The 14,929-nt window shown below is 39.4% G+C and carries 14 protein-coding genes; 1 reads left to right on the top strand and 13 read right to left on the bottom strand.

Annotated elements, in window-relative coordinates; genetic code table 11:
* Positions 1–15: 15 nt before the first annotated feature.
* Together gorA and F993_RS13560 are read right to left on the bottom strand one after the other, a co-directional pair.
* Positions 16–1,368, bottom strand: a complete 1,353-nt coding sequence (gene gorA, locus F993_RS13555) for a glutathione-disulfide reductase (RefSeq protein WP_004653320.1) — start codon at positions 1,366–1,368, stop codon at positions 16–18.
* Positions 1,369–1,526: 158 nt separating this feature from the next.
* Positions 1,527–2,771 (bottom strand): alkane 1-monooxygenase, encoded by a 1,245-nt coding sequence (locus tag F993_RS13560; protein WP_004653319.1) that lies wholly within the window; start codon positions 2,769–2,771, stop codon positions 1,527–1,529.
* A 189-nt stretch (positions 2,772–2,960) separates the two neighbouring features.
* On the opposite strand from F993_RS13560, the gene F993_RS13565 reads away from it, so the two are divergent.
* Positions 2,961–3,893 (top strand): AraC family transcriptional regulator, encoded by a 933-nt coding sequence (locus F993_RS13565; protein ID WP_032812675.1) that lies wholly within the window; start codon positions 2,961–2,963, stop codon positions 3,891–3,893.
* Between the two features lie 47 nt (positions 3,894–3,940).
* On the opposite strand, the gene lpxA is transcribed toward F993_RS13565, so the two are convergent.
* From lpxA to pyrH, 11 genes are all read right to left on the bottom strand, one after another.
* Positions 3,941–4,729 carry an acyl-ACP--UDP-N-acetylglucosamine O-acyltransferase gene (gene lpxA / locus F993_RS13570; RefSeq protein WP_004653317.1) on the bottom strand — a complete coding sequence of 263 codons (789 nt, stop codon included), beginning with the start codon at positions 4,727–4,729 and terminating at the stop codon, positions 3,941–3,943.
* Positions 4,726–5,211, bottom strand: a complete 486-nt coding sequence (gene fabZ, locus F993_RS13575; RefSeq protein WP_004653316.1) for a 3-hydroxyacyl-ACP dehydratase FabZ — start codon at positions 5,209–5,211, stop codon at positions 4,726–4,728. Before fabZ ends, lpxA begins: the two co-directional genes overlap by 4 nt.
* A 6-nt stretch (positions 5,212–5,217) precedes the next feature.
* Positions 5,218–6,288: a UDP-3-O-(3-hydroxymyristoyl)glucosamine N-acyltransferase gene (gene lpxD, locus F993_RS13580; RefSeq protein WP_004653315.1), complete on the bottom strand. Its 1,071-nt coding sequence runs from the start codon at positions 6,286–6,288 to the stop codon at positions 5,218–5,220.
* A 3-nt stretch (positions 6,289–6,291) separates the two neighbouring features.
* Positions 6,292–6,792, bottom strand: coding sequence for an OmpH/Skp family outer membrane protein (locus tag F993_RS13585; protein WP_004653314.1), 501 nt, complete (start codon positions 6,790–6,792; stop codon positions 6,292–6,294).
* Between the two features lie 42 nt (positions 6,793–6,834).
* Positions 6,835–9,348 (bottom strand): outer membrane protein assembly factor BamA, encoded by a 2,514-nt coding sequence (gene bamA, locus F993_RS13590; protein ID WP_004653313.1) that lies wholly within the window; start codon positions 9,346–9,348, stop codon positions 6,835–6,837.
* A gap of 34 nt (positions 9,349–9,382) precedes the next feature.
* Positions 9,383–10,738, bottom strand: a complete 1,356-nt coding sequence (rseP, locus tag F993_RS13595; RefSeq protein ID WP_004653311.1) for an RIP metalloprotease RseP — start codon at positions 10,736–10,738, stop codon at positions 9,383–9,385.
* Positions 10,739–10,743: 5 nt separating this feature from the next.
* Complete coding sequence (gene ispC, locus F993_RS13600; RefSeq protein WP_004653310.1) at positions 10,744–11,940, bottom strand: 1-deoxy-D-xylulose-5-phosphate reductoisomerase; 1,197 nt, start codon at positions 11,938–11,940, stop codon at positions 10,744–10,746.
* On the bottom strand, positions 11,941–12,765 hold the full coding sequence (locus F993_RS13605; RefSeq protein ID WP_004653309.1) for a phosphatidate cytidylyltransferase: 825 nt from the start codon (positions 12,763–12,765) through the stop codon (positions 11,941–11,943).
* A 2-nt stretch (positions 12,766–12,767) separates the two neighbouring features.
* Complete coding sequence (gene uppS / locus F993_RS13610; RefSeq protein ID WP_004653308.1) at positions 12,768–13,517, bottom strand: polyprenyl diphosphate synthase; 750 nt, start codon at positions 13,515–13,517, stop codon at positions 12,768–12,770.
* Between the two features lie 7 nt (positions 13,518–13,524).
* Positions 13,525–14,079: a ribosome recycling factor gene (gene frr, locus F993_RS13615; RefSeq protein ID WP_004653307.1), complete on the bottom strand. Its 555-nt coding sequence runs from the start codon at positions 14,077–14,079 to the stop codon at positions 13,525–13,527.
* A gap of 77 nt (positions 14,080–14,156) precedes the next feature.
* Positions 14,157–14,885, bottom strand: a complete 729-nt coding sequence (gene pyrH / locus F993_RS13620; RefSeq protein ID WP_004653306.1) for a UMP kinase — start codon at positions 14,883–14,885, stop codon at positions 14,157–14,159.
* Positions 14,886–14,929: the final 44 nt, after the last annotated feature.

Raw genomic sequence — 14,929 nt, 5'->3', positions numbered from 1 at the left:
GGATAAGCCTAAAGCTTAGCGCATGGTGACAAACTCTTCTGCCGAGGTAGGATGGATCGCAACCGTATTATCAAAGTCTTTCTTGGTTGCTCCCATTTTCAAGGCAACAGCAAAACCTTGCAGAATTTCATCCATACCAAAACCAATCCCGTGAATACCGACAATTTTTTCATTATCACCCACACAGACCAGTTTCATTTTGGTAGGTTGGCGATGTTGAGTAATGGCACTATACATCGCAGTAAATGATGAATTGTAGACTTTCACTGCTTGTTGTCCATATTTTTCAATGGCTTCCTGCTCAGTAATTCCCACCGTTCCAATTGGAGGATGGCTAAAGACTACAGTTGGAATATTGTCGTAATCTAAATGCTCATCAGATTTATGGTTAAAGAGTCGTTCGGACAATCTGCGCCCAGCGGCTACAGCCACAGGTGTCAGCTCCATTTTCCCAATAATATCGCCAACGGCATAGATCCCCTGTTGTGAGGTATTCTGGTATTTATCGACCTGAATATAACCTCTTTCATCCAGTTGGACATTGGCTTTCTCTAGATTCAAACACGCAGTATTTGGCTCTCGACCGGTGGCCCAAATCAGACAATCAACCGTATGCTGTTCACCATTCTCTAAATGAAGTACCACGGAACCATCCGCATTTTTTGTGACTTTTTGAGGTACGGCTTGGGTATGTACAGTAATATTATCGCTTTGCATGACCTCAACCAAAGTTTCACTTAAAAATGAATCAAAGCGACGCACAGGCAAATCCTTGCGAATAAATAATCCAACCTGAGAACCTAAAGCATTCAGTACACCCGCCAATTCAACCGCAATATAACCTGAACCAATCACTGCGGTGGTTTTTGGTAAAGCACTTAGTTCAAAGAAGCCATTTGAATCTATGCCATATTCCACTCCATCTATTTTAGGTAATGAAGGCTGTGTCCCTGTTGCAATCAGGATATGATCCGCTGTAAATCGTTCACCGTTGACTTCAATGGTATGTTGATCAATAAAATAAGCCGCACCCTGAATAAGATCAACATTATTCTTACTTAGGCTATTTTGATAAGATTGATGAATGCGATCAATATAAGCCTGCCGATTCTTGATTAAAATCTGCCAATCAAATGTTTCGACTTTAGTATTGAAACCATAATCAGGACCATATTTTTGAATCGACTCAGCAATATGCGCGGCATACCACATCACTTTTTTAGGTACACAGCCGACATTAACGCAAGTCCCGCCTATTTCAGATTTTTCAATCAAGGCACATCTTTTTCCATACATCGCAGCACGATTGACTGATGCAATCCCACCACTACCGCCACCAATCGCAATATAATCATAATGTTTTGTCATCATCGCCTCATAAAATCAATTGCAAGATTCTTGTTTGTTCTAACCTATAGATATACAGCAACAAAGTATAAAAGCCGTTGTTTTTTAATTTTTTTATACAAGAAAATAAAAAGGCACTGATGATGACTCATCAGTGCCCTGCTTTGGGAAAGCTTTGATTATTCAGCAGTCACAGCTTCAATCTGAACCTGTTCTAAAGACTGATCAACCACACCAAACTTTTTAAAGATTTTTGCACGACGTTTCGGGAAAATATTGGCTTTATTCAAATCACCTTTATAGTGGTCAAATACGCGCTTATCCATCATTTTTGACCATAAAGGTGGAATTAACGCAGGTAGTAACATACTTGCATAACCACTTGGTAATTCAGGCGCTTCATCAAAATGACGTAGAGCCTGAAACGGACGCGTCGGATAAGCATGATGATCTGAGTGACGTTGTAACTGATACAAGAATAAGTTGGTCACAATATTATTATTGTTCCAGCTATGTTCTGGCATGGTACGCTCATACTTACCATTCTTGTCTTTTTGACGTTTTAAACCATAGTGTTCGATATAGTTAATAATTTCAAACAAACTAATGCCATAAAAAGCCTGTGTTGCCAAATAAGGAATAACCCCCTTACCAAATAAACCCACCATCGAACCATGGAAAGCCGCACTCATGCCCCAGCCTTGTAGTAGTTCATTTTCAGTTGACCAAAATTCTTTACCTTTACGTTTTAAACGATTGGTTTCAATCTCAATTGCGGATTTGAATGAACCAATCACGGTACGTGGCCAAAACTCATAAAAGGTTTCACCCATTTGTGAAGATGCTGGATCTTCAGGTGTTGCAGCACGTTTATGGTGGCCATAAGGATGTTCAATTCGGAAATGGTTATAACCTGTTGGCACGAGGGCTAAATGCGACAGAATGTGGTCAATACGATCATGTTTATGACTCAACTCATGTGCGGTATTAATCGCAATCCCGTTGACTGCTCCCATTGAGATACCCAATAAGATTTTGTCTAAAAATGATGTTTCTTTACGACTGGTTAAATAACAGGCATAGACATTCGCAGCATATTGTAAAGGGATAAAACTTTTTACCAACCGAGAATAATAAGGGTCTTTTTCCAACAGCCGAATATCTTCATCCGTTGGATTATTAGCATCTTTACCAATAATGGTGTCAATCGTAGGAATGATAATATGTAAAACGATTGGTCCACCTAAAGCAAAGATTTTTTTCAATGGACGAGGTGCAAATTGATAACCTGCTAAAATACCAATCCCGATTGCAGGTAAAGCTGGGCTAATTGCCCATAAATAACGTTTACGATCCAACTCAGTTTTTGACTTTGGAATGCTTACTGGCGTAAGTTCTTGCTCAACATTTACTGGCGCATTCATCATCGAATCCATGTCTTTGTATATATAAGTATATTTTGAGGAATTATGAAATTCATGACAGTTGCAAGCGTCCAAAAAACCTATGTCAAAGTCTTTGGCATAATCCACCCTGTTTTTGTCCTATAAACACATATTGAGTTATTGGCATAGCTCACTATAATTTAGATGAATGCCTCATTTAAAAATCATATGGATGCTTTAAGTAAAATATTTGCGGATATACATTTAAATCACACTGAATATATCTACTTGAAAACTCAAGGAGAATGGAGTTTTGTCTGCCAAGATCAAACCGCCTTAATTGTTCATATTGTTTTAGTTGGTTCTGTTTTTATTCAAATTGATTCGCACAATAGTTTAACTGCACATGCAGGTGAAATTGTGGTAATTCCCTCTGGTAAAGCACATACAGGGGCAGATAATGCCATTACCAAGCTGGTTGATGCGGTTGATATTTCAAATTTCTTTGATGGCCATAAAGAGGATGCCATTGAATTCGGTGCAGACTCTCCTGATAAAAACTTAATCCTAACCGTGCGTTGTCAGATCGATACCATTATGGCAAAGCCATTTATTCAGGCCTTACCTTCTCTTATTCACCTACAACACGGTGATACCAATACGCCAGAATGGTTGCAAATTGGCTTACACTTTTTGGCCTTAGAAACACAGAATATTCAAGCAGGTCGAGATATTATTATCGATCATCTGGTGAATATCTTATTGATCAAATGTATTCGAGATCATATTCAACAAATCTCAAGTCAACATGGTTGGCTCAGTGCGCTGAATCATCCCGAACTGAGCAATAGTCTTGCTGCAATTCATAACCATCCTGAGGATGCTTGGACAGTTGAGACCTTGGCAGAACAATGCTGCATGTCACGTTCAAAGTTTGCTAGCCTATTCCATGAAGTGATTGGTGAATCACCTCTTGCTTATTTACAGCAACATCGCATGCGTTTAGCAAGCCAATATCTGCGTAAAAGTAATTATTCAGTTCAACAAATTGCCAATAAAGTGGGTTACTCATCAGAAACCGCGTTTAGTCAGGCATTTAAGCGAACCTTTGAACACTCGCCAAAACAATATCGGCAGCAGTTTGTAGAACAGGAAAATTAAGCATAAAAAAAGACACCGCGGTGTCTTTTTTCTGTTCTGGTCAGTAATTAACGCACAATACCGCGTGTTGATTGTTCCAACGAATCAATAAACAATTGCGCTTCAGGCGTTTTCACTAAAATTTCATTACGAATCTGTTCAATCGCTTGTTCAGTGGTTAAACCAGACTTATAGATTAATTTATAGGCTTCTCTTAACCCTTGAATGGTATCTCTAGACCAGCCCTTACGACGCATTCCTTCGATATTCATACCAAAAGCACGTGCAGGATTACCTGATGCCATGATGTAAGCTGGAACATCTTTAAGAATTAAAGCTGCACCGCCAATCATACTGTATGAATCAATGCGACAGAACTGATGAATGCCTGCATTACCACCAACAATCACGTGATCGCCAACATGAACATGCCCAGCGACACCCACATTATTGGCAAAAATATTATGGTTCCCAATGACACAGTCATGTGCAATATGTGTATTGACCATTAATAGATTATGGCTACCAATCTTGGTCAAACTATGATCCTGAGCTGTACCGCGATGTAAGGTACAGTGCTCACGAATCGAATTGTGATCACCGATTTCCAGCCAAGTCTCTTCGCCTTGATATTTCAAATCTTGGCAAATTTCCCCAATACTCGAAAATTGGAAAATATCATTACTTTTACCAATTCTCGTAAAACCACCAATAACAACATGTGAATGTAATTTTGTACCTGAGTCAATACTTACATTTGGACCTACAATACAATATGGACCAATTTGTACATCAGAAGCGATTTCTGCAGACGGGTCAATAATTGCGGTAGGATGTATTAAATTTTGACTACTCATGTCTGCTCTATTTTCTGGTGGGAAATAATAATCTCTGCCGTCGCAGCAACCTTGCCATCGACACTAGCGGTACAATTGTACTTGTAAATGCCACGTTTTTGCATCACAAGCTCAGATTTTAAGATGAGTTGATCACCCGCAACAACTTGTTTTTTAAATCTGATTTTTTCAGCACCTGCAAATAGGAATAAAGAACCTGCTTTTGGCTTTTGATTTGTAAGTACAAAACCTAATATACCAGAAACTTGTGCCAAAGCCTCGATAATCAAGACACCAGGCATAATCGGATAAGTTGGGAAATGCCCTTGTAAAAACTCTTCATTGATCGAGACGTTTTTATAACCGACAATACTATTTTCAGTTACTTCAGTAACACGATCGACTAATAAAAATGGATAACGATGCGGTAAATATTCACGAATCGTAAGAATATCCATGGGTAATTCAGGCATTGTAAATGCTGGAGATGTAGACTCAGTCATAATAAATTATTTACGTAACTTAAAGGTTGATTCAAGGGACTCTAATCGAGCTTGCATATGATCAAGCCTTTTAGTGATTTGGGTCAATGGCACATCTGCTAATTGTCTTAGGCGAACAATTGTCTTTTTCCAATGACTATTTTCGAACAATCCCATGCCAGAAGAATACGTTCCAGGCTCAGAAATATTTTTTGTGACCATTGACATTGCTGTAAGTGTCACGTTGTCGGTAATTTCAAGGTGTCCAACGACCCCTGATGCACCGCCCATAATACAGTTTTTGCCAATTTTCGCACTTCCTGCTATTCCACAATTTGCGGCAATGGCGGTGTTCTCTCCAATTTGAACATTGTGAGCAATTTGCACAAGGTTATCAATAATGACACCATCTGCCAAAATCGTATCATCGAGTGCGCCACGGTCAATACTACAATTTGAACCGATACGGACATCATTACCAATTCGAACCGAACCCAATTGAGCAATACGATGCCACTTGCCCTGATAAGGTGCAAAACCAAAACCTTCTGTCCCAATCACTGTATTAGCGTGAATACGAACCCGATCTTTTAGTTTAGCAGCTCCAGTAAGCGTCACATGCGCATCAATAAAGCAATCCTTACCCACCTCAACATTATCATCGAGGAACGCATGCGCTTGAATGATCGTATTATTCCCCACCACGCAATTTTCACCGATAACAACATAGTGCCCAACATAGGCATCATCGGCAATGATTGCTGAAGGATGAATCTGGGCTGTACGCTCAATGCCGCGTTGAGTTATCTTTGTTTCAAATACATGCGTTAAGGTGGCAAAAGCCAGATAAGGATTATCAACAACAATAAAATTTTGTTTGCTTTTGAGCTGTTGTTTGAGAGCTGCAGTGACGATATACGCACCAGCATGACTTGCTTCTGCTTGTGTTAGATATTTTTCACCATTCACAAAACAGATATGTTGTTTTTGTGCATGTTCTAAACTTGCCAAATTCAAAATTGGGTAATCTTTTTCACCAAATTGCTCACCTTGGACAAGATGAGCAATTTCTTCTAAACGATAAGTACGTCTATTCATTGATTATTTAATAGCATTGACCTTTTGGATCATTTTATCAGTTAAATCATACTGAGCGTCAGAGGCAATCGCAGAATTTTTATTCAAAATAAAGTCTAAGTTGTTCTCTTTACGCAATTGTTCAGCAGCTTGCTTCACACGAGACTCAAAAGTCGTATTCATTGCCTGTAAGCTTGACTGAACTTTAGTCTGTAAACCTTGTTGAGTCGAATTAAATTCACTCAGCTTTGATTGATATTGAGCAGTCAGCTTTTGAATATCAGCTTGATTCATCTTTTGACCATCAGTCTGAGCTTTTTGCTGTAAAGACTCAAGCTCTTTACCCAATTGCTCAAGACGCGTTGAAGTTGGTTTAACTGACTGAGTGAGACTTGCATTTTGCTGTTTCAGATAAGTACTACTCTCAACAACTTTAGCTAAATCAACTACAGCCAGCCCTGCTGCATTTATTGATGCAGAAAACGTGAAGCCTAAACCTAACATCAACATTGTTAATTTTTTCATTATTACATCCTTTATATTTTACAGCGCTAAACAAGGTCGTCCTTAGAAGGTACGACCGATTTCGAATTGGATAGATTTAGTATCATCGCCTTTTTTATCATTCAGCGGGAATGCATAGCTTAATGATAATGGACCAATCATGGTAATCCATGTGAAGCCAACACCAACACTATAGCGCATATTACCAAAATCTAACTTATTGTTATCTTTACAATATTGTTTAATATCAACATCCTGACCATCAATACGAACACTGCCTTTTGGCACATCACACTGAGTATCAAACACCTGAGCACCTTCGGCAAAAAGCACTGGACGTACTTGACGTGTCCAATCACCTTTAAATGGTAATGGTAGCGCAAGTTCTGTACCAAATTGAACTAAAGCATTACCACCAACTTCTTCAGGATCAAGGTCATTTTGCTTTTGCTCTTGGAAGATAACGCTTGGGTACTTAGGACCTAAAGAGCTGTTATCATAACCTCGAACAGAACCATAACCACCCGCATAGAAATTTTTATAGAATGGTAGGTCATTACCATACCCTAACTTACCATAACCACGAAGTACAAACCCACCCCAAAGTGATTTAAATGCTTGAGCATCGTAAGTTAATTTTTGATAATCAACATCACTACCAGGTAAACCGATTTCTAATCCAACTCGTTGTGACATACCTGAAGTTGGGAAAATAGGACGATTCAAAGTATTATATGACCAACCCAAGTTTAAATTATAGGTTAAGAATGTACCTTCGAAAGCACTGTCATAAGTCGCAAAACCACCTTCACACGTGCCAATAATATCTTTTTGGTCAGCATCTTTTTCATTGACACCGCTTGGACACCATGTACTTTGCGCAGTTGATTTACCACCATTTGCTAACAAATAATCACGGATATAAGTCGAAACACTTGGGCCTGTTCGCACTTTAGTTTGATCAATACCTAAAGATGCACTTAGACTTTGATTCTCATCAATTGGATAACCAAAGCTTACACTACCACCAATACTATCCGTTACATAATTATTAACGTTGTAGTCTTTATTAAGTTTAGTTTTACGATAATAAACGTTATAACCACGGCTCACACCATCAATGGTAAAGTATGGATCAGTAACACTTAGGTTATAGTAATCTTGTGTTTCAGAACGAGACAAATCAATCGCAACACGGTTACCTGTACCCATAAAGTTGGTTTGACTTAAACCTGCTTGGAAGGTCACACCACCATTTTGAGAATAACCGACAGCCAAGGTAGTTGTACCAGAATGTTGCTCTTCAACATTAACATTCAAATCAACTTCATCAGGTGAGTTTGGAACACGCACAGGTTTCACATCAACCGTCTTGAAGAAACCAGTACGCTCTAAACGAACTTTAGAAAGATCAATTTTCTCATTACTCGCCAATGCACCTTCCATTTGACGCATTTCACGACGCAGCACTTCATCCGCAGTTTTACTGTTACCTGTGAAGTTAATACGACGTACGGTAACTTGTTGACCTGGATTAATATAATAATTTAAGCCAACAATACCAGTTTGATTATTAATATCAGGTACTACATTCACTTCAGCGTAGTAATAGCCAGCATTACCATATTTACGGAGCAACAATTGCTTAACAGCATTTACTTTTTCTTGAGAATAAGTTTCGCCATCTTTATACAGCTTAAGTGCTGTTAGTTCTTCAGGCTTATACAGTGCATCACCCAAGAACTTCGTTTCACCAAACTTAAATTGACTACCTTCATCCACAGAAACCTCAATAAAGATATGTTTTTTATCTTCACTGATGTTCAACTGAGAATTGATAATATTAAAGTTGATATAACCTTTGTTTAAATAGAGAGCACGCAAAGCTTCTAAACTTGCAGCCATTTTTTCACGTGCATAGCGGTCATTACGGGTCACAATAGAAGCCCAACCGCTTTCTTTCACCGCAAAGGCTTGTTTGATATCGCTATCACTGAAAACAGTATTACCAATAATATTGATATCAAATACTTTAGCCGCTGTACCTTCATTAAAGTTCAGCTTGAGTTCAACACGGTTGTTTGGGCGTGCAACGGTTTCAACCGTCACATCAGCATCATATCGACCTTGCTGGGTATATTGTTGTTCAAGCTCAGTTTCAATCGTCTGTAATGCAGACTTCTTAAACACTTCACCCTCAGCAATACCCATCTTCTTCAAACCTTGTTCCAAGGCTTCTTTTGGAATGAGCTTATTGCCTTTGAATTCCAACTTTGAAATGACTGGACGTTCAACAACTTTAAACACTAAAACATCATTTTCTTTATAAGTTTTAATGTCATCAAATAGACCTGAAGCATATAGCGTACGGATTGCCTCAGCAATCATTGGATCACTGACTCTATCGCCACTATTTATTGGTAACATAGAATAGATACTTGCAGGTGTTAAACGCACTAAGCCATCAATTCGTATATCTCGTGCAAGAAACTCATCTGCTGCGTATGCTTGTTGTACCACTGCCATCGCACTAACCAGTGCCAAAGGCATTAATAAATGTGTGTGACGCATGCCCATATATTTTCCAGTAAGTTAAATTCCATTTGCGTTTTTATAAACGCATGAAGTCGTTAAATAAAGCCAAAAGCATCATGCTACCGAGCAGTACCATACCAACTTTTAGACCAAACATCTGTATTTGTTCAGAAACAGGTTTACCACGAATTGCTTCGATAAAGTAATAGACTAAATGTCCACCATCCAACATCGGAATTGGCAATAAATTTAGAATCCCCAAACTCACACTCATCAAAGCCATAAATGAAATAAAGGTTTGCCATCCCATTTCTGCACTTTGGCCCGCAACTTTAGCAATCGTAATTGGACCCGATAAATTGTCCAAACCGATTAAACCACGCACCATTTTAATGATGGAGTTAAAAATCATGCCTGAAAGCTGAGTTGTCTTTTCAAATGCAACACCCAGTGCTTCCACAGGGGTATATTGAATAGTTTGTTTATAGTCATTCGGGATCGTGATTTTACCAGCATCACTTTTCACGCCGAGCATTCCAGTCGTATTGCCCATATTATCGCGTTGCCCTTGAGGCATCACTTGTAGATGGACCAATTGACCTTGACGCATTACATCAATATTTAAAAGCTTTTCTGGTGACTTTTGAACCACATCCACCACATCAAACCAATCTTTCATTGCAACACTATTAATTGCAACGATTTGGTCACCCACCTTCATTCCTTGACGGATTGCTGCACCATCTGCACTGAGTTCTTTCACTATAGCAGGGATTACAGGACGATAAGGTAAAAAGCCCAATGCATCTAAAGGTGATTGACTTTGATCTTTTAAGAATTCTTTAATTGGTAAACTGAATTGTTTTTCAATGCCCGCACGATCAACGATAATAGAAACCTGTCCCGTCTCTCCAACACGGTTGACCAAAGCATAATTCAGCTTTTCCCATGTTGGTGTTGTTTGTCCATCGACTATCAACACTTTATCACCAACGTGTAAATCAACTTGCGCAGCAGGTGTATTTGGGATGACTTTACCAATTCGAGTATTCAGTTGATCTTGCGCTGGCAGGAACAGAATCCAAAATAGAAACACTGCAAAAATAAGATTAATCAACGGACCAGCAGCAACGATGGCAATACGTTTCCACGGAGATTGACGGTTAAACGCATATGGCAAATCTTGCTCAGCTACATTCCCTTCACGTTCATCCAGCATCTTGACATAACCACCAAGTGGCAATGCCGAAAGTTGGTATTGGATACCAGACTTTTTAGATTGCCATTTTAGTAGCGTTGGACCAAAACCAATAGAGTAAACTAAGACTTTGACCCCAAGTTTACGCGCGACCCAATAATGACCAAATTCGTGAATTGCGATCAGAGGACCAAGCAATAAAATCGCTGCAACAATCATAAAAAGTGCATTCATACGATTTAGCCTCCTATATCCACAATATACTTATCTGCAATTTGTCTTGCGATCATATCAGTCTGTAAAATGATGTCTATGTTTTCTGCTTTGGCATTTTGTACAGTTTGCAAAGTATTTTCGACCACTTGGGTGATCTGGGTAAAACGAATTCTCTGCTGCAAAAAAGCTGCAACTGCAATTTCATTTGCTGCGTTTAAAATCGTCGGTGCCAAACCACCCGCACGCATTGCCTGACGCGCTAAATCCAAAGCTGGAAACTTAACAAGATCAGGTGATTGAAAATTCAATTGAGCTGTCTCAAACAAATTCAATGCAGGAACATGGGTCGCTAAACGTTTAGGCCATGCTAATGCATGTGCAATCGGCGTACACATATCAGGATTACCCATTTGTGCCAAAGTTGATCCATCCACATATTGCACCATGGAATGAATAATACTTTGTGGGTGAACAACAACTGTAACAAAATGTTCTGATATTGAAAACAAATGACAAGCTTCGATCAATTCCAAGCCTTTATTCATTAAAGTTGCAGAGTCGACCGAAATCTTTTGCCCCATTGACCAGTTTGGATGTTTACATGCTTGCTGTGGCGTCACATCATGTAACTGTTCCAAGGAATGATTCAGGAACGGACCACCAGATGCGGTTAGCAAAATCTGCGACACCCCCAATTGAGGCTGTCCTGTTCTTTCTGCATTTAAATAATCATGGGGTAAAGACTGAAAAATAGCATTGTGCTCTGAGTCCACTGGTAATAACAATGCCTGATGCTCTTTTGCTGCCTGCATCATAATGTCACCCGACATCACCAGCGCTTCTTTATTGGCAAGCAAAACTCGCTTACCCGCTTTTACCGCTGCCAATGTAGGGAGCAAACCTGCAGCTCCAACAATTGCCGCCATAACAATATCAACATCAGCATGTGCAGCGATTGAGATTAAACCAGCCTCATCAGTTAAGATTTCAATCTGTTTTAAATTTTCTTGATTGAAGCGTTGTTGTAACTCAAATGCTTTATCATTCGGCACAACCACAATTTTTGGATGATATTTTTTACAAATTTCTAAAAGTTTATCTAAACGACTATATGCAGAAACTGCAAATACAGTGTATTGGTCTGGGTGTTGTTCCAATACTTTTAAAGTACTTTGTCCAATTGAACCCGTAACACCCAATATACAAACAGCTTGAGTCATTTAAAGATCTACACCAATAAGTTTTAATATATACATACCTGTTGCAAAAATCGGTGCAGCAGCAAGTAAAGAATCAATACGATCTAATACACCACCATGCCCAGGTAGAACACGACCAGAATCTTTGATTCCTGCACGGCGTTTAATCATTGACTCAAACAAGTCGCCTAATACCGAAGCAAACACAGTAATAATCGAAAGAATTAAGAACAGAATAAGCTGTATTGCAGTTAAATTTAAATAGGTATATTGCACAACCAGCATAATAATCACGGTTGTCGCGATACCACCATATAAACCTTCAACAGATTTATTTGGGCTCACAAAGGGTGCAAGTTTTTTCTTACCAAATTTACGTCCAACAAAATATGCACCACTATCCGCGCCCCAAACCAGCAGGAACAGGTACATCAGCCACCAAGGTGAGCTATGCCAAACAGCATAAAGCGCGGTGACTGCGGCAGAAATAAGAATAAACCCGACGATATGTAAGGATGCATTATACCAACTATCAGATTCAGGAAAGTTCTTTACCCAATAGATACTGCCCAACCAAGTGAGAATCGATGCAGCCCAGAGTAAAAGTGCTACATCATCAAAAAATAATGCCAGTGTTGCTACTGCTGCAACCGCGCCACCATAAATCCAAGCTTTAGGTTTTGACACAGGTGATGTTGCACGAGGCATAAGCTTAAACCACTCATAACCTGCAACCCCCGCGGCTAAAATCATAAGCATAAACATTGGATAATGTGATTGCGTTGCAAACATGCAACTTAAAACAACAGCAACTAACACCAATGCGGTAATAATCCGCTCTAACATTATTAATTCTCTATTTTCGCTTGTTGAATCTGTTCTGAAGTTTTACCAAAGCGTCTTTCACGACCTGAAAAAACACGAAATGCGTAATCTAACTCTTCTACAGTGAATTCTGGCCATAAAGTATCAGTAAAATACAATTCAGCATACGCCGCTTGCCATAACAGGAAGTTAGACAAACGATAATCCCCACCTGTACGAATTAATAAATCAACAGCTGGAAGATCATTTAGACTGACATATTTATCAAATAAATCAACATTTATCTGATCTGCTTGAAGTTTTCCAGCAAGCACATCTTGAGCAATGACTTTTGCAGCCTGCGCCATATCCCACATCCCACCATAACTAATGGCGATTGTTAGCGTCATGGAGTCAAAAGCTGCCGTTTTTTGCTCTGCATATTGCATCAGGTCACGCAGTTCATTCGACAACCGAGAACGGTCTCCAATAAAGCGCAATGCGATATTGAACATTTCCATACGCGGCAATTGTTCATGAATTGTTTCTTCCAACAATTTCATCAACAAATCGACTTCGTATTGTGGTCGATTCCAGTTTTCACTTGAAAAAGCAAAAACCGTTAACGCACGAACACCTTCTTTTTTACAATGCTCAACAATTGGATCCAAGACATTCTTGCCCTCTCGATGCCCATCGCCTTTTTGCATTTGCTTTTTTTTGGCAAAACGATTGTTGCCATCCATAATGATGGCAACATGTTGAGGAAGAAGCAGTTCTTCTTGCAAGGTCATAATAAAATCAGACCTTCATCAATTCTGCTTCTTTCGCTGCAAGACGCTTATCTACTTCTGCAACATATTTATCAGTAATTTTCTGAATATCATCTGATGCACGACGATCATCATCTTCAGAAATTTCTTTTTCTTTCAATAATGCTTTGAGATCACCTAATACATCGCGACGAATATTACGAATCGCAACTTTGGCATTTTCAGCTTCGGCACGCGCAACTTTTTGCATATCACGGCGAGTTTCTTCTGTTAACGCAGCCATTGGTACACGGATTGCATCAGCAGTAATAGGATTCAGCCCCAAGCCTGCTTCACGAATCGCTTTATCAATCGCGGCAACCATCGAACGTTCAAATGGTTGAACTAACAGCGTGCGCGAATCTTCAAGCCCGATATTTGCGACTTGATTCAATGGAACATCAGAGCCGTAGTAAGAAACCATTACACCATTTAAAATAGATGGGTGCGCACGACCTGTACGAACTTTGGCAAAGCCCAACTCTAAAGAGTCAAGCGATTTCTGCATACGCTGTTCGCTATCTTGTTTGAGATCGTTAATCATATGATCTTCCTTACTTATTCATTAGGTATTACAAAATATTTAGACATTAGTATAAAGAGCTTTATGACTCACGTACATTAGTTCGTTACGTGAGTACCTTCTTTTTCACCCATTACAACCGAAAGCAATGCACCCGATTTGTTCATATCAAAAACTTGCAATGGCACATTGTGATCACGACATAAACAAATTGCGGTAAGATCCATTACACCAAGTTTTTCATCAAGTACTTGGTCAAAAGTTAGATGATCATACTTAACCGCATCATCATATTTGCTTGGATCTTTGTTATAAACGCCATCAACCTTGGTTGCTTTCAAGATCAAGTTCGCTTCAATCTCGATTCCACGTAAGCATGCTGCGGTATCTGTGGTAAAAAATGGATTACCCGTACCCGCAACGAATACACAAACTTCACCTTGGCTTAAGTGACGAATCGCATCGCGGCTTGAATATGACTCAACCACGGTACCAATCGATAAAGCAGACATTAAACGAGTTTTGATATTACGGCGCACCAACGCATCACGCAATGCCAAGCCATTCATCACAGTCGCCAACATCCCCATTTGGTCACCTGTTACGCGACCAACCAGACCATCTTTCTGTAATTGGCTACCACGGTATAAGTTCCCACCACCGACTACGATACCCACTTGCACACCTAAACCAACCATGTGTGCAATTGAAAGTGACATCTGATCTAACACTTGGGCATCAATACCCATATCTTTATTGCCTGCTAAAGCTTCACCAGAAAGCTTTAGCAAAATTCGTGCATAACGTGGATTTTTAGAAGCTGACATACCTTTACTCCAAACCGACCAATCTCAAATTTCTTAAATTTAAT

It is taken from the genome of Acinetobacter proteolyticus (assembly GCF_000367945.1).
Taxonomy (GTDB): domain Bacteria; phylum Pseudomonadota; class Gammaproteobacteria; order Pseudomonadales; family Moraxellaceae; genus Acinetobacter; species Acinetobacter proteolyticus.
Note: the sequence above shows the minus strand (reverse complement) of the source record. Positions and strands in the feature narration are given on the sequence as shown.